Here is a 24,238-nt window from a genome sequence, read left to right as displayed (position 1 = left end):
TTTACTCTTTGTTGCAAGGTATTTGCTTAGAATGACTAAGCTAAAGACCTTGCGCCGCGATTAAAACACATAGAACTCGAACAAAATTTAACCACGAAAGGTCAACAGACCCTAGATACTGAGTTTCGGGTGTAACGCTTCAACCAATCCAAACCTTCATAGGAATTGGTTTTGGGGCGGTATTCGCAGCCTATCCAGCCGTGGTAGCCAACCTCGTCTAATACATTGAGCAGGTAAGGCAAATTAAGCTCGCCTAAGTTGGGTTCGTTGCGATCGGGCACGGAGGCGATTTGAACGTGTCCAATATGACGTGCGCATTTACGAAGTAGGGTGGTGATGTCGCCATCCATGATTTGAGCGTGGTAAATATCGAACTGCAGCTTAACGTTTTGGCGGTCGATTTGGTTGATGAGTTCAACGGCTTCTTTTTGGTGTGAAATTAGATAACCAGGCATGTCGCGGCTGTTCAAAGGCTCTACCATAACGTCAATGCCGTATGGTGAAAAAGCATCGGCAGCGTATCGCAAATTCTTGATGAAAGTGGCGATATGTTGTTGGCGAGAAAAACACGATTCAACAATCCCTGCCATAACGTGCACTTTCTTACATCGAAGCTCCAAAGCGTACTTCAGAGCCAGTTCAACACTCTTCCTAAACTCTTCTTCACGGTCTGGTAGTGCGGCTAATCCTCTTTCTCCATGTGACCAGTTTCCAGGTGGCAGATTAAACAGAGCCAGCTCAAGTTGGTGCTTCTCAAGCTTTTCTGCGATGTCTTGTGGTGGGTGAGCATATGGGAATAAACACTCGACAGCGTGAAATCCAGACGCTTGAGCTTGTGCAAATCGATCGAGAAAGGGTTCTTCAGTAAAGAGTAGGGTTAAATTTGCGGCAAATTTAGGCACCTTTCTTTTTTCTATCATACCGTTATCTCCTATCAATCCTTGAATGGAATACTGTGGCACGTTTTATCCTAACAGGGATTGAGATGAGATGGATACACATATCCCCAAACATCTTGAGGCAGCTTTAATATAGAAATAAAAAAACAGCAGACCGAAGCCTGCTGTTTTGAATTGACTCGCCTAAGGCTACTTAATCTTGAGCAGCGTTGTCTTGTACTTTGTATACTTTTCCTGCTTGGAAGCGCTCTAGGTAATCCGCTAGGTCGCGTTTCACTTCAGGAACCAGAATGTATAGACCAACAATGTTCACCAATGCCATTGCAAAGATCATCGCATCAGAGAAGTCGATAACAGGACCTAGGTTCATTGCTGCGCCAATGACAACGAAGGTACAGAAAATAAACTTAAAGATAAGTTCTGCTGTTTTGCTTTCACCAAATAGGTAAGTCCATGCTTTCAAGCCGTAGTAAGACCAAGAAATCATGGTTGAGAATGCGAACAGAACAACGGCAATGGCAAGAATGTACGGGAACCAACCAATGGCGCTACCAAAGGCAGCAGAAGTCAGCTCAACGCCCGCTAAACCAGTATCTGTATCTAGGTAACCCGTGATAATGATAACCAACGCCGTCATTGTACAAATCACGACGGTATCGATGAACGGTTCTAGAAGCGATACAAAACCCTCAGACATAGGTTCTTTCGTTTTAACTGCTGCGTGAGCAATAGCGGCAGAACCCACACCGGCTTCGTTCGAGAACGCCGCACGCTTGAAGCCCTGAATTAGAACGCCTATAACACCACCAGTTACGCCTTCGCCAGTAAATGCACCATTGAAGATTGCACCAAATGCATCGTCGATACGGTCGAAGTTAAGTAGGATGATGATAAGTGCTGCACCAACGTAGATAGCCGCCATGAACGGAACCACTTTCTCGGTCACTTTAGCGATAGATTTGATACCACCGATGATCACGATACCAACGATCACTGCCAGAATAAGACCAAACAACCAGCCTTTATCTGCTAGGAACGACGCGTTGCCACCTGTTACGCCAACAACTTGCTTAAATGCTTGGTTCGCTTGGAACATGTTACCGCCACCAAGCGCACCACCGATTGCGAAGATAGAGAACAACACTGCCAGTGTGCGACCAAGAGCCGCATTGCCGCGTTTCGTTAGACCTTTGCTGAGGTAGTACATCGGACCACCAGAAACCGACCCATCAGGGTTGGTGTTTCTGTATTTCACACCCAAAGAACATTCTACAAACTTACTCGACATACCAAGTAAGCCTGCAAGAATCATCCAGAAGGTTGCACCCGCACCACCAATAGAGACGGCAACAGCAACACCCGCGATGTTACCCAAACCAACCGTTCCAGAAAGCGCTGTGGTTAATGCCTGAAAGTGGGAAACCTCACCTTCCTCTTTGGCTTTTGGATCGGAGAATTTGCCCGAAACCAATTGCAACGCGTGTTTGAATCCACGAACGTTGATGAAGCCAAGGTAGACGGTAAAAAAGGTCGCAGCAATAACTAACCAAAGAACAATCCACGGCACCTGTACGTCAGTAAAAGGGAAAGGAATGCTCGAAAAGATCATTCCTACAAAAGGGTTAACGATCGGTGCGACGATTTCATTGATTTTGTCATCAAGGTTTGCGGCTGCAGCATTGCATGCTGCGGTACTTGCCAATAAGGCAAGTGGAATTCGTTTGTCCATAAGTTTCCTTCCTGTCAAAAAGACTTATTGAGATTTAGAGTTTTTATATGTTGTGTTTTTTATGTTGTGTTTTTATAGGCGTAGTCAGGAGCGTATTATTCACCCCTGTAACATGTTCGCAACATGTCTGTCGGAAAGTATGAGCTGTCAAACACTTCTGCTATTTACTGGAAGGTGTCATTTAAAAACGCTTTTTTGCTGCATAACTCTGCTTTTGTAGGGATTTAAACAGTATGCTGCTGTATATCTGGTGGATTATTTTCTAATTTTGCGGCGTTTAAAAATCTATATAACTTTTTGATTGTCGCAGTTAGTACTTCATTTCAATTTTTGTGCGATTGAATTTCACATGTAAGTCTTTTATTTATAGCTATTTTAATCAATATGGGTTGTTTAAAAATAAATCAGCCAGACTCTAATTTCTGGCTGATTGGCATGTTGGTTTTTGTTGCATATCTGGGTCGCGTGGATCACCCACAGCAACTGCAATTACGCTTGTACTTACTCATTTTTCCAATACCTGGGTTGAACGTATTGGTGGGATCCAATGAGTGGTAAAACGCTTGGAGTTGTTGCTCAGCTTCATACAAATGCCCAACATTGTGTTCGGCAGGGTATTTCGCCCCTTTTTGGGTCAGAAGCTCTAACATTTTGGCTTTGATTTTCTTCGTGTCTGCCCCTTTCTTGAAGACGTAATCCTGGTGGAATACATGACACATGAAATGACCATAATAGAGTGCGATAACCATATCTTTGGTGATTTCTTCTGGCAGTTGCTCAACCCAATCAATATCGTTGCGGCGCAATGCAATATCCAAAGCTAAGATGTCTTCTACTTCTTTAGAATGGATGGTTTCATATCGAATGGCAGCGCCTGCTGCTGCAAACCGGTTTAACAGAGCTTTTTTGCCTTCATCTGGAGTGCATTCAAAGTGCTCACACTCCTCTTGTTTAGACCAAACGTTCTCAAGATACTGTTTGGCTTCTTCAATGCCGCCATCACTCATTTTTAAAATCAAATGATGCTCATACTTGTCCCTAAACTGGATCATGCGTTTAGGGAGGTGTTGTGGGAATAATTTGGTTGCCCAATACATCAAAATATCGGGCAAATCTTTTGAAACAAAAGGAATGCGTTTTAACGTTGCTTCGACTTTCGCTTTCAAAGCAAAAAATTTGGGTAACTTATCTGTTCCTAAGTGATGGATTGAAAGGAACACATCTTTGCCATACGTTTCGGATAGGTTAAAGATATCGCGGTGCATGTATTCGCCCATTTCCGGTAGATGCTTAAAATTGCTTAGCATCTCTCGGCGCAACATAGTGAGCTTGGTAGGGTCGTTACAACCGATGTAAAAAATTTGCTCTTTTTCAGGTACAGGGTAGCTGTCGACACGCACGGCAAATACTGCCAGTTTGCCCGCACAACCACTCGCTTCGTAAAGGCGACGAGAATCTGCATTAAAGCGAGAAGGGGTTTCTGCGTCTACATCTCGTACACGCTCGTCGTATTCTCTATCTGATGCCATTGCATCATTATGGGTAATCTTGCTTGGGTCAAAGTTGCCTTGTTCGACATTGGTCAGGATTTCCTCCGGCGTATCACCAAGCCCCTCTATGCCCAAGTGATTAACCAGTACGAGTTCGCCGTCTTTGGTTACTTGTCCAAACAAAGAAAGCTCGGTGTAAGCCGGGCCTCGCTTGACGAGCGCACCGCCCGAATTATTCGCAATACCACCGACCACTGTCGCACCAATAGAGGAGGAACCAATCACAGAGTGGGGGGCGCGGTTAACCGTTTTCAGTGTTTTGTCTAACTGATGCAAACTAACACCGGGTAAACTCACCACTTGCTTGCCGTTGTCAATTAAGTGCAAAGCATTCATGCGCATGATATTGATGATCACCACTTCCCGATCGTAGTCTTCACCGCTGGGGGCGGAACCTTCAGTAAGACCGGTCTTTGCAGCTTGCATAATGACGATACAGTTCGCTGCCACTGCCGCTTTTAACAAACGCCATTGTTCTACTAGCGTACCCGGAAAAAGCACCGCTAGCGCTTTGCCTTTACCAGAGCGAAAACCAGAGCGGTAATACTCCGTTTTCTTTTCCTGAGTTAAAACGTGTTCGTGCCCGACAATTTCGGTGAATGTGTTAATTAGCTCTTGGGTACTCATAGCGTCCTTGTGATCGGCTTGTTAATCATTGTTATGCACTCATCTTAAATTCGAATCCCAATACGAACCAGAAGCGAGCTTCGCATAATTTCCAAAAATGCGATTTAAATATGTATGTTAAAACTTCGGATGCATTTTAAATCAATAGGTTAATGAATTTTTATTATTGCATTATTGGAATAAATAACATTGTATTTTTCCATAAGTGACATAATCAAGAGAGGCTAAATGTTAGATTTTATGTGAAGAGAAAGTGATCTTGAGCATGGTTTATGGAGAATTAACAGGCTTTTCAGGCAAGATACCGATTTGAAGATCTAGTGACCCTAAATCAAAAATCGATACCTCAGTATGATAGCCAGTCAAACTCGCCATTGGGTGCCCATATTCTGTCCCATTTCATTATCAAAGAACTTGGAAAGAACTCGTCTTTCCGCTGCGTTCCTGATTTTGAAGTAGAAAGGCTTGAACTGAAACAGAATATGAGGATCTCAATCCTGCATGTTGAGGTCACTTGTTTATACTTCCACATACTAGAACTATGTCTAAATAAAATGGTAAAACATGGTGTCTTAAATCTAATTTCTTGAAATAGAAAGCTATTGATTTGTAAAGTCGAGCGAATGACGAATCGAATAAATGACGTTGTTTTGCCTGTACAAATATATAAGGCGATATTCATTATATCTGAACTAAACGCGCACTTTTTTCGCGTATCAGGTAGATTAAAAATACAAAATGGTTATTTGAATTGAGTATGGAAACTTCGAACATTATAGCGACTGTATCTGCTGTGATCGCAGCTGGTGCCTTAGGGCATGGAATTTACAAAGATATTCAGAGCGGTAAAGAAAAAGCTGAGCAAGATAAAAAAATAGAGGCGTTACAAAAAGAACAAACGGTAGCATTGGAAGGCATTAGAAAAAGCCATGATAGGTTAGTCGCAGTTGAAGAGTTACTGCTAAAACATGATGTTGATGTGACTTTGAGAGAAGCTACTTCAAAGGCTTTTATTATTGATGTTGCTGGTACTCTTAACTTAGATGTGAAAGTCAGTACTCTAACCAGTGGGTTAGGAGTGGATGCCATGGGACCTTTTGGGATGACTTATCAAAAGCTTTGCCATATGACTACTGTTCCTCATTCAGGGATCATCAAATCTGTTAAATGTCCGAACTTGATCGGAGAGTATGAACTCACTCAAGGTAGATTAGATTCATGGAGAGCTTATCAACAAAAAGAAGTACAACGCTTAAATACAAAGCCTGAAGCGCCTTCTTACTTGAGTTTTTCGACCTTGATTAAGATCGAAACTACTAAAGTAAGTGGGAAAAGCTGCAAAATATTCAGGTTCGATCATGTGCAGAATAAGATTTCAGAATATACCGACTTTCGAAATGTTGCTGGTTCCTTAAGTAAAATGACAGCAACAGGTTACCAATTACTTCTAAATTCAGACTTGTATAAGGATTCCATCAATACCTATTCCGCACGCAACAATGAAAGTAAATTTAAAGATATTTTTGAAAAAGAAGACGAGATCATAGAAGAAGCAAAACGTTCAGGAAATGGAATGTGTTTTTATAATTTTTCGCGTTTTCAATAGCTTTGTTGTATTAATGATAAAAATAATATTAACCAATATGCTTTTTCAACCGTGAACTCAACTCCCCCGGTGTTGTTAGCACAAACGCCTTAAACTCTCTTGTCATATGCGCTTGATCTGAAAATCCTTGTGCGTATGCAAAATCACTGAGTGAAACGTCGGGGTTTTCCCTTAATGTGGCTACGCTGGAATAAACTCGACGCAAGCGTTGGAAGTATTTTGGGCTCATACCTACCCACTCACGAAAGTTTCGTTCCACCTGTCTTTGGTTGTGCTGGAATTGTTCACCTATTTTCCCGCTTATGGCTTGGCTAATCAGCGATGCTCGTTTCTTCATTACCGGGTTGTTTAAGTCGATGTTCTCATTACACCATCGGTACATTGTGGCTAATCGACTACTGTGGCTTGGTTTCTCTAACAGCAAAGAATACAGGCTGGCTAAAAGTGGAGATTGGGATTGAGGGAGCGTGTCACCAGAGTGGGTAAGAAGTGAGGTTGGCATCATGCCCGGATGGAATCGAATACCACACAGCAGTGTATCTTCATCAAACTCTATGAACTGTGTTTTTTTGCTGTATTGCTGAAGATAAATAGGGTGCGATATTTCTGAATCAGATAGCCGCACGTTTCCTTGTAAAACAAACATCACTCCCGAGCCACCGTCGCTATGCAATGGTTTAAGCGTTGTTTGATGCTTTCCTTTCACAATGGCAGCCGACCATATCCCTTGAACATGGTTGGCAAGCTTGTGTTTGGGTTTTACAATTTCGAAATCCATTTCTTATTCTTGCTCGATTATCAGGGTCTGTTGACCTTTCGAGATGATTTTTGCAGCAATTTGTGGGTTATTTATACAAGGCAGAGCTTATTCGGTGTAGTCGCTCTACATCAATGAGCGATAACGCAGCAGAAATAAGCCACAAATGCTGCCCAAAGGGTTCAGTTCTATGCCTTTTACTCTTTGTTGCAAGGTATTTGCTTAGAGTGACTAGGCTACACACCTTGCGTCGCGATTAAAAGGCATAGAAATCGAACAAAATTTAACCACGAAAGGTTAACAGACCCTAACTAAAATCTAGCTAGATAAGCTTCCTATCTCAGGTTTGAATGTTTTGGCAATGCGATTCCAGCTATTGATTGCGTTAATGGCAAGCGTCAATGTCACAATGCTTTGTTCTCCAAACCTGTTTAACGTTGAGGTGTAATCCCGCTCTGATATCGCTTTACCTTCTGTGACAACTTCTGCCCAATGTAACGCTGCTCTTTCTTCCTCGCTGTAGAGGGGCATGTCTCTCCATGCGCTTAAACCAATTAAACGATGTTCAGACTCACTGTTTTTTAAAGCATCTTTACTGTGCATGTCGATACAAAATGCACATTGGTTGATTTGTGAAACGCGCAACTTTACAAGTTCCCACAAAGGAATTGAGAGAGGTTGCTGTTGTTCAAACTGCGTTCGCAGGTAGTTTTCTTGCTCCAATAGAATTTGAATACCTTCGGGCGCTGCGTTGAAATAGTCCAATCTAGTCGTCATTAGAACTTCTCCTTTAGTAGATGCGTTTAGCTTAAAGAACGGAGAATTTGATTGATTGAACAAATTCGACATCAGAGCGAATTTGTTCTTAAAAACGAATTGTGAGCGTAACCAGCTTGGTCTTTTTAGCGCGTAAAAGAGTCACACGAATATAGGCAGCGGGCTCTTGTTGATCACTTGCCTAACAGAAAGGTGGGTATGAATGTCTTTAACGCTGGTGATTCGATGAAGCTTTTTGGTGAAGGCTTCATAGCCAGCCAAATTGGGGCTGACGACTTCAAGAAGGTAATCGTAGCCACCCGACACAATATGGGCGTTGACCACTTCTTCCATATTCGCCAATTCTTGCTCAAACTTTTCTATCGAGTCTGCTTGGTGGTTGTTTAAGCTAACCTCGACAAAAAAGCTCATCGCAATACCGACTTTTTCACGGCTTAAGTTCGCTTGATAATCTTCAATATAGCCTTCATCTTCTAGTCTTTTTAATCGCCTTGCACAAGGGGAGGGGGAGAGCCCAACGCGTTCAGATAAATCGGCGGTAGATAAGCGGCCTTCTTTTTGAAGTACTGAAAGTATGTGTCGATCGATTCTATCCATTGCTCCCTGCCGGTTTCCGTTGTTAAACTGTGCTTATTTGATTTATTCCACTAACAATACCATGCATTGGTGCGATATTCGCTGAATAAATGCGAGCAATTTGATGAATAATTCTCCTGTATCTTATTGGTGTTCAGGAATAATTATCATGGAAAAAACGATCTACGCCCAATCTAGCGGGATTAACTCATTGCCAGCCTCACCAATGGTGAAGGGTTACGTGGTCATTACGTTTGTTTTGATGATTTGGACAGGCTTCGCTCTTTCCATTCGCGCCATTGGTTCTTCTCCATTGGCGACGGCAGATGTTGCGCTAATGCGTTTTCTTATTCCTGTCATTCTTTTACTTCCTTTTACTTACCGATATCTCCATGAAATAAGGCGTGCGAAAGTGCGAGACCTTTTGTTGATTCTGCTGGGTGGCGTTCCGTTTTTCTTTGTCGCATCGCATGGAGCAAGCTTGGTCCCTGCTGCTTATGTAGGAACTGTTTTGGCGGGCACACCACCATTTTTCGTCGCGGTTTTAGGTTGGATTTTTTATCGACATACAGCTTTGGCGGGTCGCTTCAACATTAAGCGCATTATCGCTTTGTCCATGATTATGATGGGCGTTGTCACGATGATCGTTGGGCAACTTGATATTGTGTCTGGTGCGTTTTTGCAAGGTGTGGTCGTTTTATTGAGTGCGAGTACGATTTGGGCGGTATACACCATAAGTTTGAAACAATCTGGGTTAAGTCCAATTGCTGTGACGATATTGATCTCGTGGTGCTCACTGGTGATTACGGTGGCACTAATGCTAAACGGCTTAGTCACAAGTAATTTTGGTTCGTATACCTTCCAAGATGCGCTGCCATTTATTCTGGTACAGGGCTTTTGCGTGGGTCTTTTGTCTACGGTTGGCTATAGCTACGCAGTTAGGCAACTTGGATCGGCGCAGTCGTCAACCATTGGTTCTTTGTCACCAGGGATAACAGCACTTGCGGCTGTACCAGTGTTCGGTGAAGCGTTGACCATTGCGATCATTGGAGGCATTTTCCTTACGGTAGCAGGAGTTGTTTTGTCTAATCGTGCTTAGGTTTGCCACGTTGAGGCGTAGACCTTTAAAATTGATTTGGATTCACTGCGCAGTGAGCATTCTTTAGTTCAGAAAGCTTTAATTACTCTCGATATCTCTCAAGTGTTAGCTTGCGAATTGAGAATTGAGATTAGGTACTAAAACTCATAATTATCTAATTTAACAATGTATGAGCCATGTACTTCGCTCACTCCAAGTTCGTTAGCAATGGCTTCTGCGTTGGTATAGTTAACTCCACCTCCGGGAACAATAGTTAGCTTCTCTTTTGCCATCTCAACCAGTTCTTTTAAATAAGCCAAATCGATGGGTTCAGAAATAGGGCCCCCGTGCGAAAGGATATGAGTAATACCTTGCTCATGCAGCCAGTCAATCGCTTCTTGATGTTCTGATCTTGGAATATCATCAAAAGCCATGTGAAATACTGTTTTTATCCCTTTAGCCGATTCCAATATTTTTAATATGGCGTTCTTATCTAGAGCGTTATTTTCTTTTAAACAACCAAAGTCTATGGCCGTTGCGCCTAATTCTTTTGCTAATTGGATATCAGTTTGCATTATTTCAATTTCTTGAGACGAATAAACAAAATTCCCTTTTCTTGGTCTTATACAAATAACAACGGGAATTTTATATTTATTCGCATACTCAATCGAGGCTTTCATTACGCCCTTACTGACGGTCGTACCTTGTTCTAAATAATTGTCCTTTAAGCTAATTCTATTTGCGCCATTTTTTATGGCGTCAGGAATAGAGGTGAAATTCTCTACACAGATTTCTTTTATCATGATTTATCCTATTTTAATAAGAATGTGAGGTTTAACTTATTGTTGAAAAAGGCGAACTATTTCAGCGATAGCCTGTTTATCGGTGACAGGGATTTGATAGTCATCAATATTATCAGCCCCCATTTTGCTGTATTGCGAGGTGTACACCATTTTCGTTGGACGAGTCGTTTTACCTGAAAGGTGCAGCTCTTGCACTTTGGTTTTGTCTACAAGTGCTCTTGCATTACCTGCGTTTACCCCAGCTCCTGCCATGATTGAGATACGTGTTCCTGCTTGTTGAACGAGTTTCGCTAGCGTGATTGTGCCCAGCGGTGCGGCAGCGGCGAGCCCAGATGTTAAAACGCGTTCACAGCCTAGGTCAATAACGTCTTCTAACCCTTTTTCTGCACTATTGCACTGATCAAATGCGCGATGAAAGGTAACGCCAAGCTTCAGTTTATGAGCGTAATCACAAAGCTTTCTTGCATGCTGCGTATGAATATGCCCTGTAGATGTTAACGCGCCAAGCACCACACCTTGCAAGCCTGCTTGTTTAGCACACTTAATATCGAACATCATAATGTCTATTTCTTCTTCGCTATAAAAGAAGTCCCCTTGTCGAGGGCGAATAATGGCATAGACAGGTACGGTGGATATTTTCCCTGCTTGCTGCATAAATCCATAACTGGGTGTTAATCCCCCAAGCGCTAATGCCGAACAAAGTTCAATTCGAGTGGCACCACCCGCAATGGCACTATAAAGAGATTCTATATTTCCGATGGATGCTTCTATTTCCATATTAATATTCCTCGGTCTACAACGATATTTTCTGGTGTTTAGCCAAATGCTTTACGTATGTATGATCGTTATGAGTTTTTATTTACATCGATTTCAGTCGAGAGCCAAAATGCTTATACACATAATCGTTGTCGAAACCATCCACATTCTGACTTGAAAATATAAGTGGGGTGACATTTTGTTTAAGCGCCTCTTTTTGTGCTTCCACTACAAGCGTATTCATAATGAGCATTCCAGCGATACTAGAAAAAGCACCAGTCACTTTGCCATTAACATTGCAAAGCCCATCACCAGGAGGTACTTGGTTATCTATAACGATGTCTGCGATGTCCATTAATTTCAATCCAGAACTATGGCGGCTTTCGTATTTAGATGATTGTTCTACCGAGGTTATCGCGATAACGGGGTGACCTTTACTTTTTGCCAGTTGAGCAAATTCAATTGGCAAAGCGTTTCGCCCAGAGTTGGAGATAACCATGACCACATCGTCGGGGTAGATGTTTTGGTCGTTCCAAATGACCTCCGCCAGCCCCGGCAGCTTCTCCATGGCGGAGCCACGAAGTGCACCATCGTTTGTGAGTAACACAGAATCCAAAATGGCGTTGATGTTGCCAAGGCCGCCAGCACGAATGAATCCTTCCAAACCAATCATATGAGAATGACCTGTTCCTAAGACTTGTATCATGTTGTCTTTCACAATGGCTTGAGCAAATAACGCCATCGCTTGAGACAGCGCCTCTTGGTTTGATTCGATAACGGAAGTCAATTTGGGCAGTAAGCAATGAAAATATTCGGACATGATGTGTCGCCTCCTTAACTGTGCTGACTTAACTACCGTATCACCGCAAAATGGCGTAATTGATACTAAGCTATCGACTATTGATACTTTTCTTGATTATTATCGATTGTGCGTGTTATCACTGCACAGTTACGACATGTGCAAATTCACGACCATAGTAAGTAAACAGGGAGGCGATTTTTGATGAAAGCAACGATACAAAAAGTCCCTCAACGCGTCGGTTGGTCTTGGCGCTATAAGATGTTTGAAGAGGTGACGAAGCCAGAATATTGGCATGCGCATCAGGAGTTTGAACTCGTTTTACACAGAAACTTTCAGGGGAAATCGAGAGTTGGGCATTTTGAAGGCGAGATAGAGCACAACGAACTGTTGTTGATTGGTCCGGGCATTGCGCACAGCTTTGAATCGATAAACTCTAATGAACAAAACCCGTGTGAAACTCACGTTATCTGGTTTCGAGAAGAATGGATTGCCAAACTGATGTACAGCTGCGTCGAACTTAGGCAGTTAGGACCAGTGATTAAGAGTGCCAGCAAGGGGGTTCGGTTTTCCACCGACACCGCTGAAAAGGTTTTTCAGCATCTCGATAATTTTAATCACCTGACCCCTATCGGGCAGCTTGCCGTATTGATGCAGGTTCTGGGTGAGTTATGCGCAGATCAATCCCATACCACTTTGCTTTCGTATTTGTCAGAAGGGGAAAAGGAAAAAACGAACGCCAACTACAGTAAAATTGAGCAAGTGTGCAAATACATCGACAATCACTACGCATCAGATATTACGCTTAAAAACCTTGCAGACTACATGTACGTAAGTGAAAACACCATTCACCGTTGGTTTATTCAACATTTTAATGAAAGTTACACCTCTTACTTGATGAAACTCCGGTTAAATCACGCCTCCCAATTACTCACCACCACGTCGCAGCCCGTAAGCCTAATTGCGGAAAATGTGGGTTATACCAACCGCTCTAACTTCAACCGACTGTTTAAGAAATACAAAGGGATGTCGCCGAGTCAATATCGGCAGAGGTTTAGGTGAGGGGATAAATGGAGAATGGATCTTATTACAAGAAAAGAGCCGCGATTGCGGCTCTTTTATCTTTTCTAAGCTTATGATGTTACAAATAACGCCCTTCTAGGTGTGCTCTGAAGTAATCAGCATTTAGCACTTCACCTGTTGCGCGCTTCACCAAATCATCAGTAGTGTGCAAGCAGCCTTGGCTCCATACTTTTTCTTCCAGCCACGTGAAGATTGGTGATAGGTCTTCGCTAGCAATAGCGCCTTCTACATCGACACTTTGCTTCATGCTTGCCATCATCTGAGCGGCATACATGGCACCTAATGTGTAACTTGGGAAGTAGCCAAACGCACCATCTGTCCAGTGAATGTCTTGCATACAGCCATTGGTGAAGTTACCGCGAGTATCCAAGCCTAGGTAAGCTTGCATCTTCTCTGCCCAAAGCTCTGGCACGTCGGTGTGCTTGATTTTGCCATTCATCAAATCACGTTCGATTTCGTAGCGAAGAATCACGTGTGCAGGGTAGGTCAGTTCATCGGCATCCACGCGAATAAACCCTTTTTCAACGCGGGTGTATAGCTTGTGGAAGTTCTCTGCTGAGAAAGTAGGATCGTCGTTACGTTGGAACTGCTTACGCGCTTTGTCTGCCAAAATTTGAATGAATGGCGTGCTGCGACCAATCTGCATTTCAAAAAAGAGAGATTGTGACTCGTGGATTCCCATTGATCGAGCTTCACCTACTGGTAAACCTGCAAATTTCTTAGGCAGACCTTGCTCGTAGCGTGCGTGACCCGTTTCGTGCACGGTGCCCATCATAGATTGGATAAAGTCGTTTTCATCGTAACGAGTTGTAAGGCGAACATCCGTTGGTACGCCGCCACAAAATGGGTGGGTACTTTCATCTAAACGACCATGGTTAAAGTCAAATTGCAGAAGCTTCATTACATCCAGCCCAAGTGCTTTTTGGTCTGCTGCACTGTATGTGCCAGTTGGCATGATAATGTCTTCTTTAGCTTGCTTGTCGATGACTTGGTTGATCAAGTCTGGAAGCCATGTTTTTACGTTGCTGAATACGGACTCCAGTGATTCCGTTGATACACCAGGTTCGTAGAGGTCTAGCATGGCATCGTAAGGTGTTTTCCCTGTCGCTTCAGCACGGATCTGCGCTTCTTCCTGAGAAAGTTTAACCACTTCAGCCCAGTTTTTTTCAAAGCCGTTCCAGTCGTTTTCACCACGTTGGGTACGCCATGCGTGTTCACATTTTGAACCTGCTAATGATTTGGCTTCTACCAGTTCTTCAGGTAAGACGGTTTCTTGCTGCCAAACGCGCTTCATTTCAGCTAGGGCGGCTGTTTCGTCCGCAGATAAGGATTCAGATTCTGCTTTATCAAACCACTCAGCTAATTCTGGCTTATTGGAAAGCTGATGTAGGTGTACCGAAAGCTCTGCTAGTGCTTCAGAGCGTGCTTCACTGCCACCAGCGGGCATAACGGCTGCTGCGTCCCAGCCACAGATTGCCTCTAGATGCTCAAAGCGAGAAATTTTTTTATTGTGTTTTACCAACTTGTCGTAGTAACTCATGGTTGTCCTTGTTACATAGGGGCTTGTTATTGTTAACGCCAACTATAGCAAGGCTTTAGCCTCAAATCATCGGGCGAAATGGTAAATAATTATTGTCCTGTGAGCTGAGCCAAAATGCTCAAAATTTGGGACTGAGCGCGATTTGCGGTATAAATTCAATGTCGTTGAATTTTTATGGAAAAGTCATGCAAATACTGAACATTGAAGCCTTTTTAGTTGCGATTACGATTCTTACATTAACACCGGGTCTGGATACTGCTGTTATAGTCAGAAACACAAGCCGCTCGGGTACGCAACATGGGCTGTTAACCAGTGTTGGGATTTGTTGTGGTTTGTTTGTTCATGCGACGTTTTCAGCGATCGGTATTTCTGCGATTTTATTGCAATCCGCTGAGTGGTTTATGGCACTCAAGCTTGTAGGGGCAGGCTATCTTATTTGGTTGGGAATTGGTTCAATTCGCTCTTTGTTTCAAGCTCGCACTTCCTTGCCCAGCGAAATAGAAAACGTGTCGGGTATCACCCGTTTGGCGGTGTTACGAGAAGGCTTTCTTTCTAACGTACTGAACCCTAAAACCGCAGTTTTTTACTTGGCATTCTTACCACAATTTATCGACCCGCAAGGTAGCGCTGTCGCACAATCCATGTTTATGGCAGGAATACACTTTGTTATTGCCATGGTTTGGCAGGGTGGCTTAGTGGTTATGGTCAATAAAGCCAAGGAACTCTTGAGCAGCGACACATTTCTAAAAGCGATAGAAGGCGCAACTGGCGCTGTCTTAATCGGCTTAGGCGTGAAGCTGCTTGTCGACGAGAGTTAAGGCTCTCGTCGAATTTTCCCATTATTCGTTTTGAAAATAAGCCCGGACTCAATCCGGGCTAGAACTTAGTTTTGATGTTCTGTAATTAAATTGGGGGAATCAGACATTTTTTCAAAGAAGAGCTTGGTTTCTTCCACAACCACATGCCTTAAAGCGATGAGCCCTATTAGGTTAGGTATTGCCATCAGCCCGTTCACAATGTCGGCAATCAGCCAAATCATATCCAGCTTTAAGAAGGCACCAGAAGCTACCAATACAACGAATACTATTTTGTAGGGCAATACAGCTTTAGTGCCCATTAGGTACACCACACAGCGCTCGCCATAATAGTTCCAGCCTAAAATCGTGGTGAAAGCAAAGAAGATAAGCCCAATCGACACCAATATAGGTCCGAAAGTGTCGGAGTTAAGCCCCATGGCGAATGCTGATGTTGTCATCTCTGCGCCAGCGAGATCACCTTGCCAAGCACCCGTCAAAATAAGCGTTAACCCTGTCATTGTGCAGATGATGATCGTGTCGAAGAAGGTGCCTGTCATGGAGATCAGGCCTTGCTTAACACAGGAATCTGTTTTGGCTGCTGCGGCCGCGATGGGTGCACTTCCTAAGCCCGACTCGTTCGAAAAGACACCGCGAGCGATACCAGATTGAATAGCCAACATGATGCTTGCGCCTAAAAAGCCGCCAGTTGCTGCGGTATTTGTAAACGCCGATTCTAGAACAAGCTGAATAGCCGGAATTACTTGGCTTGCATTCATCAGTAATACGCTGACACAAGCGCCAATGTAGAGTAATGCCATGGAAGGAACGACTTTACCTGCTACGCGAGCAATGGATTGAATACCGCCCAAAGTCACAAATGCAACGAGTAGGGTAAGTACAACGGCTGCTATTTCTCGTGGCAAGCCAAATGAAAGCTGAGAAGCGTCTAAAATCGCATTCACTTGTGGGAATGTGCCGATTCCAAAACAGGCAACGCCCAGCGCAAAGATGGCAAACATTGTCGCTAAAAACTTAGATCCCACGCCATCTCGCAAATAATACATAGGACCGCCAACCATCTGGCCGTTACTGTCTTTTTGACGGTATTTTACAGCGAGTAGACACTCTGCGTATTTTGTTGCCATTCCAAACACGGCAGCCAACCACATCCAAAACAGCGCGCCCGGCCCGCCTAATTTTATGGCTGTTGCGACACCCACAATATTACCGGTGCCGATGGTGGCCGACAAAGCGGTACACAGCGCAGCAAAGCTAGATACGTCACCAGAGCCCGTATCTTTGCTAAACACCATTTTTAACGCCTTGGGTAAATAGCGAAATTGAAGAATGTTCAGTTTAAATGTGAAATACACGCCTGTTCCTACTAGCAGGATCAGTAGCGTTGGTCCCCAGACCAAGTTATCGATGGTCAGTAAAATGGAATGCAGTTCTTGCATGGTTTCCCCTTAATTAATAAAACATAAGGAGAAGAGAGAAAGGGGGCGTCTACTCGCAAGAGCAGATCCCAAAATGGGTTATTCACCAAAAGGTTTGGTTGAAATGGTTGCCTTTCACTCCTCTGTCCTTTTGCCTGAGAGTTTCACTTCTGTACAATCAAGTAATCTTTAGATCACTTGATAGAGAAGCTTGCTCCTTCGGCGACCGATTTAACGGTTCTCTCCAGAGGTTCCTCCAACAACAGTCCTCGCCAATTCAAGATTGAAAATCTGGAATTTAGCACCTGAAAGATTTACTTCTTCGGCGGGTTATACTCACTTAAATTGAAAAGTTAGAGTAAAACCTCTCTCCTGCTGTCTTCACTGGAACAAAAGTCTTTCGACTTTAAGCTGCGCATCGTACAAAAAGAAAAAGACAATGTCAGTAGCGGAAAGTCTGTTTGCGCAAATAACGAACAAAGCAAACGATTAGTGAGGAAAGAAATGATGGAAATCAAGTTGTAATGAAATCTTGGCCGAAGCCGACTAGCACTAATGCGGATTAAACCTATTATTAATTCAGCAGTAAAAACATGGAACGCGCTGTTTTCACGTCGGACTTTAAGCCCAAACCATTACCAGGCGGTGAAATGCGTATTAAATAGCCCACTAGAGGACACTCAATGTTTAACAATAAAATATGTGTTGTAACCGGTGCTGCCCAAGGTATCGGTAAAGCGGTTGTCGAACGGTTTTCTGAACAAGGTGCAACCAAAGTTTATGCCCTTGATATGAACGAACAAGTGCTGAGCGAAGCCTTTTCAAGTCATGAGAATGTACAAGCCGTTACGGTCAATATATGCGACCGAGAAGCAATAGCCGCATTAGTGAACGACATTAACTCAGAGTTTGGTCGAATCGACGTACTTGTGAATAATGCTGGTATCACGCGGGATGGCTTGATTGACAGAATGACTGAGCAAGATTGGGATCAAGTCATTGATGTGAATTTAAAAGGGGTATTCAACCTCACCCAAGCCATTGCCCCAATAATGATCGAAAACGACTACGGATCCATTGTAACAATGTCATCGGTTGTCGGCACAGATGGCAACATTGGTCAAACCAACTACGCCGCAACCAAAGGTGGCGTGATTGCCATGACGAAAGGATGGGCGAAAGAGTTTGCACGTAAAGGCGCGCAGGTTAGAGCAAACTGCGTAGCACCGGGCTTTGTAGAAACGCCCATGACGGCGGATTTACCAGAAAAAGTATTGGATATGATGAAGGCAAAAACGCCACTAGGTCGAATGGGTAAGCCAGAAGATATTACCAATGGGGTGGAATTTCTAGCCAGCGATAAAGCCAGCTTTATTACGGGGCAGGTGTTAAAAATTGATGGGGGGCTAGTGATTTAACGCTTTCATTGATTCTAGATATAAGGTGGTCAGCTATACGACCACCTCTTTTTTAACCATATTGGTTACATTTCAAACTAGCATTTCATTCGGTCCATAGTGGCCGCGATATTTCGGACATTGTGTTTACGCTCTAAGCTCAAAAAAGTGGTATAACTAACTGAACAGGAGGAAGTTATGACCAGACTAATTGCAATTGGGGTGCTTATTGCCATAGCCGTGCTACTTTTTCGTTATCGAACCAACGAAAAACTGCAAAAAGGCGTCATTCTTGCATCAATAATTGGGTTTGTAATCTACGTTGTGTCAGTTATGACCATGGAATTGATCAACTGACGTTGGAGCTAAAGAATGGTAGACAATAATATCCAAGACGAACGCGATGACGATCAGGAAGAAGTCGTCATTATTGAAGAGCGTAACAAATCCTCTTACATCTACATCACAGTTGCTGCCATATTAGGGTTAGCGATTGGTGGACTGGTTGGTGCCGTGGTTACGCAAAGCAGTTGGCAGGATGCCTACCTATCTCAAGATAAAGAAACTCAAACGTTGGCTGGTGAAAATGTACAGCTTCAACAAACATTAAGTGCCTATGAAGTCGACTCAGCTAAAGCGATTGAGTCGGCATTGGTTCAGCAAGCGGATGAACTGAATGCGAAGTTCCAAGCACAACTTCAACAGCTACAGACGACGGTGACAGAGCTTGAAAAGGTGAATCTAGAGCAAGAAGCGTTGATTGCCCAACAAGGCTCACAACTTGAAGATTTGGGTATATCAAACCAAAGACTCAATCGACAAGCCGATTTACAAGCCTCTGTGTTTGAACGTTCAAGAGAAGTATTTCAGCGCGAAATGGCTATCCGACAAGAGTTAGACGGGTTGCTTAAAGAACAGAAAGAGCTGCTGCCTCAGAAGGAAAAGCTCAGTAAAGAATGTGACGAGTTTTTGGCAGGCACATCTTGGGATGCGTCTTCAGATTCGTGTGATAAGAGCGACGACGTAAATTCCAAACTCAGCCAAATTGCACAAATGATTGAGGTTCATAAACTGGATCTTGAACAAATCAAAGCGCTGTCTGAAGGGTTGGGGTTAGGTAACTGATCTTTCTCGCACAAAGCTAGTCCGATTTAAAATTCAACTAATTCGAGAACAAACCCCGTCAATGCTGTTGGCGGGGTTTGTTTTTTATAGGCATTTTTATCCGGCTAGACTTTACTCATCCGAATTACTCATCCGAATTACGCATCCGAATCCAAGCGATACCAAACCAGATAAACGCAAGCCCCCAAAGCTGTGTGACCACGTCTTTAATCTGCCAGAGCTGTGCGCCCATTTGATTCAGTTTTAAGAAGCCTTGAATAGCTGGGGTACTCGGCAGTGCATTTGCTATCCAAATCAGAGGTTGTGGCAGGCTTTCAACCGGCCATATAAACCCAGCAGTGAAAATCAGTGGCATTGAACTCACCAGCACAATTAACGTAACCAGCTCCGTTCTCGGCAATAGGCTGCCCAATACAATACCAACTGCGCCAGTGCTTATTAAGAAAGGGACAAGCAAAACGAACAAGTTGGATATGCTGGCTAGCTTATTGATCTCGTAGAAATCGAAACTGAATCCGAAGTAATACAAACTGAGAGCAAGATATAAAACGCCGAACACAAAAAGGCGATGGCTTACGAGGCTTAATGACGACATTTTATGCCAGTACGCTGATGGGGTATTTGTGTTCTTCTGGTGCGCAGTCAGAAGACCTGCCCCCATGATCAATGTTTGATGAAGTATCAGTACAAAGACAGCGGGAACGACATAGTCGACGTAACCCATTTCGGGATTAAACGTGGGTTTAATGTTTAAGTGCACTGGTGAATACAGTTCACTGGCTTTCGCTAGTGGCATGCCATCGGCAAGCAGTTTTACCACTTTTGCGTTCGCAGCCAAAGAGCCAGATGCTTGTGCCAGACCTTCAACAACCGCACCATAAACCAAAAAGTATGATGCGTCGCCAGCGTAAGACAGCACGGGGCTTTTGCCTAGCATGAGATCCCGATAAAAGTTCTCTGGGATCACCAAAATACCGCTTACTTGATGCGACAAAAACAACGATTTCGCGTCTTCTATGGCGTGTACTCGATGGGTAATGGCGACTTGGGGTGTTGCATCAACCATGCGTTCGAGCTGATAACTGGTTTGGCTTTTGTCTAAGTTAACCACCGCGACGGTTTGTTCCTGAGCCACTTGGTTAGCATAGGGGAGTGGATATAGGAAAGAGTAAAACAGAGTGCCACCAAACACCGTTAAAACAATCGCTGGATGCTTCACAATAGCGCGTAATTCTTGCCAAAGAGACTGAGGAAATAACCATTGAGTGCTCATGAGGTTACCGCCTTAGCCGAAACACAGTTCTTACGAATTAGCAATAACATCAATATGAAAGGCACAATGTAGCCCGCCATTGGTATAAGTGTGTTCAACGTGTCTGCCCAAGTTGCCCCGTAGTTAGACTGATAAACTTGCGCTTCAATGTAGTGGCTAACAGGCAACATAGAGCGCCACGCTTGTGCAATACCATTCATTTCTGTAACGGGAAAAGTGATCCCCATAAAGGCGAAGCTGGGGGCGGTGAATGCGCCAGCGAAACTCATGGCTCGCGTGGCATCCAGACTCAAAAAGAAGAATACGCTTCCCATAACCATACAGGCAATAACCATCAATACCTGTGCAAGCAATAAAATGGCGATGTCGCCATGAAATGGCCAGCCCAGTCCAATGTAAAACCAGAAAAGCATCAAAAAGCCTTGGATGACAAACACCAAAGAGTAAGGCGCAAGTGTTCGAAACACGTTTAAGATAGGTGCGTCCTTGAACCACTGCTCTTTGCCTCTCAAACGCAAGTTCGCGGCTAATGCCATGACAGTGCCAACCACAATGGCAATTTGCCATAAGGCAGGTACCACAGCGCCAAGAAGAAACTGCGAATAGTTGGTATTACTGTTAAACAGAGGCGTGATTTGGCTTCGCACTGGTACCGCTTGCCCTAGAGCTTGCACAGGCGTTGTATCGCCTCCTAACAGCACTTTTCCAGCTTCAAGTTTTGCATTAAACGTCCCTTGAGCTTGCAACAATGCGGAATTGATTAATCGACCGATAAGTATGTATTGCGTGTTCGTAAATGCCGAAATTTGCGGTGGCCTGCCCTGCAAAACATGCTTGAAGCTGTTTGATGGTATCACTATGTAGGCATAGATCTCACCAGACTGAAGTGCCTCTTTAGCCGACAGTGTATCGGTGTAATGGCTTTGTACATCAAGGCTTGGGGAGGCATCGTAATGACGCACAAGCTCGCGTGAAAACTGAGTGTGGTCGTGATCGACAATACCAATCGCCATATCTCTAGCGAGCCCTTGATTGAACACACCCCAAATGATCACCGCAACAAGAATAGGAATCCACGTTAAAGCAGACAAAAGCCATTTGTCTGCTTTAACTATTAGGCATTGTCCAGAGCCCAAGCGTTGCTCAGAAAAGAAGCGTTGCTCTGAGAAGCGTTGCCCTGAATCCGATGAAGATTGAATCATGGATTATAAACTCTCTATAACAACACTCATGCCCATACGAAGCCCTTCTGTTGGCTTGGTAGGGCGCGCTTCAACTTCAAAGGTTCTCATATCAAAACCCTGAGAAGAATCGGTAGAGCGCCACGTTGCGAAATCACCCATTACGGATACGTGAGAAACTTTGAAGGTAACGTGCTGTTCGATCCCTGGAACCCACGCCGAAAACTCGCTGCCTTTAGAAAACTTACTCAGTAAATCTTCACGAACATTGAACACAGCCCAAGCATCTTCCATATCCAATACGGTTACAACAGGGAACCCTTGAGGTGCTAATTCACCAGGGCTTAGTAGAACTTGTGATACCTCACCTTTAAACCAGCTTCGGATTTTGGTATCGGCGGCAAAGGCTTCGACTTCAGCAACGGCGCCAGCGGCCATTCTGGCTTTCTCAGCAGCGGCACGTTTGGTTTCATCGCGCGCGCCTTCGTTTGCCATTTCATACATTTGGTATGCGGCACTTTCCGTGTATTTAGCGGCTTGCCACTGAGTTAACGCCTCGTCACGCTTTTGTTCCGCGACAACACCATCTTTGTATAGGTTGTTAATACGGTTATAGGTTTTTTCCATCAAGTCTGATGCGGCTTTGGCTTTTTTCCACTGATCTTTGGATGCTTGAATTTGCTGATCACGTGCGCCTTTTTCAGCTTCTTGAGCCAGTGCACCGGCCGCTTCTTTACTCGCCACCGCTTGTTCTAACTTGGCGTCTAGCTCTGGGCTGTAGATGGTGAAGATAAGATCACCATTTTGAATCTCATCGCCTTTTCGAACCAATACTTTGTCGATACGACCAGCGACTTTGGATGAAATATTGTATTGCTGCGCTTCGATTTGCCCTTGAAGGCGCAGAGGCTGTTCTTCATAGGCCGCGTTGAAACTGTGAATCAGCCATCCACCTAAACCTAAGGCGATGACGCCAGCGAAAACAGGTTTTAATAGGTTTGATTTCATGATTGAGTCTCCAGATTGGCTCTATGTTCGTATTGATGGAAAGTAGTCATTTCATTGCTCAGTGCGAGCAGTTTATTCAGTGCGATAAGGTAGTTGAAACGTGCGGCATGTTGCTGTGTTTTAATACTGGCTAAATAAAGTTGAGCATCGACGACTTCTAACGAGTTAGACAAGCCTTGCGAAAAAGCACGTTGGCGAAGCTTAAGATTTTCTATTGCCAGATTTAAGCTAGAGGTGAGCCCATTAACTTCTTCCTTGGCTTGCTCGGCTTCCAAATAGGTTTTCTCCACTAACACTTGTAAGTCTTTTTGCGCTTGTGCCTTTAAATGTTGAACTTGTTGCACGGCGCTATGAGCAGCCTGAGAGCGGTCAGAGCGACCAGAAGAGTCGATAAGTGGAATACTGACTCCGACGCCCACGAGCCAGTCTGGCTTCATTTGGCTTGCCAAGCTGTCGTGTTCATACACGGTGTAATCGCCATATAGGTAAACATTCGGGAAGTATTTCCCGTCTTCCGCTTTCACCAAATTGCTGGCTTGTTGCTCCTTGGCGTCGAGCAATTGTAAACCTGGGTAAGTATTTAAGGTTTGATCAACAAATGCCGACATCGGGGGTAGGCTATCGTTAATGAATAAAGCGCTTTGCAACTGAACGTCTTTTACATTTAGCATTTTGGCTAACGCGGTTTTAGCGATGTCCAAATCACGCTCTGCTTTTTTTCGATCGACTTTGGCTTTGTCTAACGAGGCTTCGGCTTGCAATCGTTCTACCTTAGCGATTTGTCCTTGTTTTTCCATTTTCAAAGCGAAGTTGCGGTGTTTTTCTAATCCATCTTCAACGGCGTGTCTTGTTTCAACCACTTTCTTGGCAAGGACGACGCTGAAATAAAACTTGGTCAGGTCCTCAAATTTTGCCTGCCTTTCCATTTCAAGTTGGCTTCGCGCTTCTTCAGTTTGACCTTTCGCTATTTCTTGAGCCGCTGTAATTCTTCCGCCTGTAAATATCGGCCAAATGGCGCGGATAGACGACGAAAAAATGTCTTTCTCGGTAATAGTGGAACTCGCACCTGCTAGGCTTTGAATAACACTTGGGGGCAGCATATGACCCAAGCCCGATAGGTCGACATTAGAGCTCTCTGCGACTTGCCCAGCCGATAATGTTACATCGTCGTCTAAGCGAGTGTAGTTAGCAGAAAGGGTGACTTTGGGTAAGTTTAAACTGCCTTTCGATGCTTGAAGGTGTTGGTAACGCTGAAGATTGGCTCGAGAAGCAGATAAGGCGTCGCTTTGTTGCTGCACGATTTGCCACGCTTGGTCGAAGCTAACCGGCTGAGATTGTGCAGAAAAAGGCAGAGAAATCAGCATCCCTAAAAGCACGGAGAAAGGTCTTTTTTTCATCATTAACTGACCGCTAAAAATTGAAAATAGAGTTTATACTCTAA

22 protein-coding genes and 1 riboswitch are annotated in these 24,238 nt (G+C 44.0%); of the genes, 7 read left to right on the top strand and 15 right to left on the bottom strand.

Annotated elements, in window-relative coordinates:
* Nucleotides 1-101: 101 nt before the first annotated feature.
* The 3 genes from otnI to dld all read right to left on the bottom strand — a co-directional run bounded on the left by otnI (nucleotide 102) and on the right by dld (nucleotide 4,805).
* The gene (gene otnI / locus VPNCDNU1_RS03155) at nucleotides 102-902 is read right to left on the bottom strand and encodes a 2-oxo-tetronate isomerase (RefSeq protein ID WP_104399083.1); all 801 of its coding nucleotides are present in this window, start codon (nucleotides 900-902) and stop codon (nucleotides 102-104) included.
* A gap of 190 nt (nucleotides 903-1,092) precedes the next feature.
* The gene (locus tag VPNCDNU1_RS03150) at nucleotides 1,093-2,628 is read right to left on the bottom strand and encodes an alanine/glycine:cation symporter family protein (protein WP_104399019.1); all 1,536 of its coding nucleotides are present in this window, start codon (nucleotides 2,626-2,628) and stop codon (nucleotides 1,093-1,095) included.
* A gap of 470 nt (nucleotides 2,629-3,098) precedes the next feature.
* On the bottom strand, nucleotides 3,099-4,805 hold the full coding sequence (gene dld / locus VPNCDNU1_RS03145; RefSeq protein WP_104399018.1) for a D-lactate dehydrogenase: 1,707 nt from the start codon (nucleotides 4,803-4,805) through the stop codon (nucleotides 3,099-3,101).
* Nucleotides 4,806-5,562: 757 nt separating this feature from the next.
* Between dld and VPNCDNU1_RS03140 the strand changes: the two genes are divergently transcribed.
* Nucleotides 5,563-6,411, top strand: a complete 849-nt coding sequence (locus VPNCDNU1_RS03140) for a hypothetical protein (protein ID WP_104399017.1) — start codon at nucleotides 5,563-5,565, stop codon at nucleotides 6,409-6,411.
* A gap of 28 nt (nucleotides 6,412-6,439) precedes the next feature.
* Here VPNCDNU1_RS03140 and VPNCDNU1_RS03135 read toward each other — a convergent pair whose 3' ends face one another.
* The 3 genes from VPNCDNU1_RS03135 to VPNCDNU1_RS03125 all read right to left on the bottom strand — a co-directional run bounded on the left by VPNCDNU1_RS03135 (nucleotide 6,440) and on the right by VPNCDNU1_RS03125 (nucleotide 8,542).
* Nucleotides 6,440-7,189 (bottom strand): helix-turn-helix domain-containing protein, encoded by a 750-nt coding sequence (locus tag VPNCDNU1_RS03135; protein WP_104399016.1) that lies wholly within the window; start codon nucleotides 7,187-7,189, stop codon nucleotides 6,440-6,442.
* A 297-nt stretch (nucleotides 7,190-7,486) separates the two neighbouring features.
* Complete coding sequence (locus VPNCDNU1_RS03130; protein ID WP_104399015.1) at nucleotides 7,487-7,945, bottom strand: carboxymuconolactone decarboxylase family protein; 459 nt, start codon at nucleotides 7,943-7,945, stop codon at nucleotides 7,487-7,489.
* Between the two features lie 141 nt (nucleotides 7,946-8,086).
* Complete coding sequence (locus VPNCDNU1_RS03125) at nucleotides 8,087-8,542, bottom strand: Lrp/AsnC family transcriptional regulator (RefSeq protein ID WP_101113753.1); 456 nt, start codon at nucleotides 8,540-8,542, stop codon at nucleotides 8,087-8,089.
* A 148-nt stretch (nucleotides 8,543-8,690) separates the two neighbouring features.
* Between VPNCDNU1_RS03125 and VPNCDNU1_RS03120 the strand changes: the two genes are divergently transcribed.
* On the top strand, nucleotides 8,691-9,620 hold the full coding sequence (locus VPNCDNU1_RS03120) for a DMT family transporter (protein WP_104399014.1): 930 nt from the start codon (nucleotides 8,691-8,693) through the stop codon (nucleotides 9,618-9,620).
* 137 nt (nucleotides 9,621-9,757) lie between these two features.
* Here the strand turns inward: VPNCDNU1_RS03120 and VPNCDNU1_RS03115 are convergent, their stop codons facing one another.
* The 3 genes from VPNCDNU1_RS03115 to VPNCDNU1_RS03105 all read right to left on the bottom strand — a co-directional run bounded on the left by VPNCDNU1_RS03115 (nucleotide 9,758) and on the right by VPNCDNU1_RS03105 (nucleotide 11,978).
* Complete coding sequence (locus VPNCDNU1_RS03115) at nucleotides 9,758-10,402, bottom strand: copper homeostasis protein CutC (protein ID WP_104399013.1); 645 nt, start codon at nucleotides 10,400-10,402, stop codon at nucleotides 9,758-9,760.
* A gap of 36 nt (nucleotides 10,403-10,438) precedes the next feature.
* Nucleotides 10,439-11,185 carry a copper homeostasis protein CutC gene (locus tag VPNCDNU1_RS03110; RefSeq protein ID WP_104399012.1) on the bottom strand — a complete coding sequence of 249 codons (747 nt, stop codon included), beginning with the start codon at nucleotides 11,183-11,185 and terminating at the stop codon, nucleotides 10,439-10,441.
* Nucleotides 11,186-11,261: 76 nt separating this feature from the next.
* Nucleotides 11,262-11,978, bottom strand: a complete 717-nt coding sequence (locus VPNCDNU1_RS03105; RefSeq protein WP_104399011.1) for a sugar isomerase domain-containing protein — start codon at nucleotides 11,976-11,978, stop codon at nucleotides 11,262-11,264.
* 183 nt (nucleotides 11,979-12,161) lie between these two features.
* Between VPNCDNU1_RS03105 and VPNCDNU1_RS03100 the strand changes: the two genes are divergently transcribed.
* Nucleotides 12,162-13,019, top strand: a complete 858-nt coding sequence (locus VPNCDNU1_RS03100) for an AraC family transcriptional regulator (protein WP_104399010.1) — start codon at nucleotides 12,162-12,164, stop codon at nucleotides 13,017-13,019.
* Between the two features lie 79 nt (nucleotides 13,020-13,098).
* On the opposite strand, the gene VPNCDNU1_RS03095 is transcribed toward VPNCDNU1_RS03100, so the two are convergent.
* Nucleotides 13,099-14,580, bottom strand: coding sequence for a carboxypeptidase M32 (locus tag VPNCDNU1_RS03095; RefSeq protein ID WP_104399009.1), 1,482 nt, complete (start codon nucleotides 14,578-14,580; stop codon nucleotides 13,099-13,101).
* Nucleotides 14,581-14,765: 185 nt separating this feature from the next.
* Between VPNCDNU1_RS03095 and VPNCDNU1_RS03090 the strand changes: the two genes are divergently transcribed.
* Nucleotides 14,766-15,398: a LysE family translocator gene (locus VPNCDNU1_RS03090; protein ID WP_104399008.1), complete on the top strand. Its 633-nt coding sequence runs from the start codon at nucleotides 14,766-14,768 to the stop codon at nucleotides 15,396-15,398.
* 65 nt (nucleotides 15,399-15,463) lie between these two features.
* Here VPNCDNU1_RS03090 and VPNCDNU1_RS03085 read toward each other — a convergent pair whose 3' ends face one another.
* Nucleotides 15,464-16,834 carry an alanine/glycine:cation symporter family protein gene (locus tag VPNCDNU1_RS03085; RefSeq protein WP_104399007.1) on the bottom strand — a complete coding sequence of 457 codons (1,371 nt, stop codon included), beginning with the start codon at nucleotides 16,832-16,834 and terminating at the stop codon, nucleotides 15,464-15,466.
* A 112-nt stretch (nucleotides 16,835-16,946) separates the two neighbouring features.
* Nucleotides 16,947-17,071, bottom strand: a riboswitch (glycine riboswitch).
* A gap of 425 nt (nucleotides 17,072-17,496) precedes the next feature.
* Between VPNCDNU1_RS03085 and VPNCDNU1_RS03080 the strand changes: the two genes are divergently transcribed.
* The 3 genes from VPNCDNU1_RS03080 (at nucleotide 17,497) to VPNCDNU1_RS03075 (ending at nucleotide 19,335) form a co-directional block, all read left to right on the top strand.
* Nucleotides 17,497-18,231, top strand: coding sequence for a beta-ketoacyl-ACP reductase (locus VPNCDNU1_RS03080; RefSeq protein ID WP_104399006.1), 735 nt, complete (start codon nucleotides 17,497-17,499; stop codon nucleotides 18,229-18,231).
* Between the two features lie 177 nt (nucleotides 18,232-18,408).
* Nucleotides 18,409-18,567: a hypothetical protein gene (locus tag VPNCDNU1_RS28780; protein ID WP_167404709.1), complete on the top strand. Its 159-nt coding sequence runs from the start codon at nucleotides 18,409-18,411 to the stop codon at nucleotides 18,565-18,567.
* A gap of 15 nt (nucleotides 18,568-18,582) precedes the next feature.
* A complete protein-coding gene (locus VPNCDNU1_RS03075; protein ID WP_104399005.1) occupies nucleotides 18,583-19,335 on the top strand; it encodes a chromosome partitioning protein ParA in 753 nt (250 codons plus the stop codon).
* 124 nt (nucleotides 19,336-19,459) lie between these two features.
* Here the strand turns inward: VPNCDNU1_RS03075 and VPNCDNU1_RS03070 are convergent, their stop codons facing one another.
* Genes VPNCDNU1_RS03070 through VPNCDNU1_RS03055 form a run of 4 tightly spaced genes read right to left on the bottom strand, consistent with a single transcriptional unit; the run spans nucleotide 19,460 to nucleotide 24,194 of the window.
* A complete protein-coding gene (locus VPNCDNU1_RS03070; protein ID WP_104399004.1) occupies nucleotides 19,460-20,608 on the bottom strand; it encodes an ABC transporter permease in 1,149 nt (382 codons plus the stop codon).
* Nucleotides 20,605-21,810 carry an ABC transporter permease gene (locus VPNCDNU1_RS03065; protein WP_104399003.1) on the bottom strand — a complete coding sequence of 402 codons (1,206 nt, stop codon included), beginning with the start codon at nucleotides 21,808-21,810 and terminating at the stop codon, nucleotides 20,605-20,607. The genes VPNCDNU1_RS03070 and VPNCDNU1_RS03065 overlap by 4 nt, the downstream gene beginning before the upstream one ends.
* A 3-nt stretch (nucleotides 21,811-21,813) precedes the next feature.
* A complete protein-coding gene (locus tag VPNCDNU1_RS03060; protein WP_104399002.1) occupies nucleotides 21,814-22,797 on the bottom strand; it encodes an HlyD family secretion protein in 984 nt (327 codons plus the stop codon).
* Nucleotides 22,794-24,194, bottom strand: a complete 1,401-nt coding sequence (locus VPNCDNU1_RS03055) for a TolC family protein (RefSeq protein WP_104399082.1) — start codon at nucleotides 24,192-24,194, stop codon at nucleotides 22,794-22,796. Before VPNCDNU1_RS03055 ends, VPNCDNU1_RS03060 begins: the two co-directional genes overlap by 4 nt.
* Between the last annotated feature and the right edge of the window lie 44 nt (nucleotides 24,195-24,238).

Origin of the sequence: Vibrio penaeicida (assembly GCF_002933855.1) — a bacterium.
Classification (GTDB): domain Bacteria; phylum Pseudomonadota; class Gammaproteobacteria; order Enterobacterales; family Vibrionaceae; genus Vibrio; species Vibrio penaeicida_A.
The sequence above is the reverse complement of the archived record's forward strand: the minus strand, read 5'-3'. Positions and strand labels throughout refer to the sequence as shown.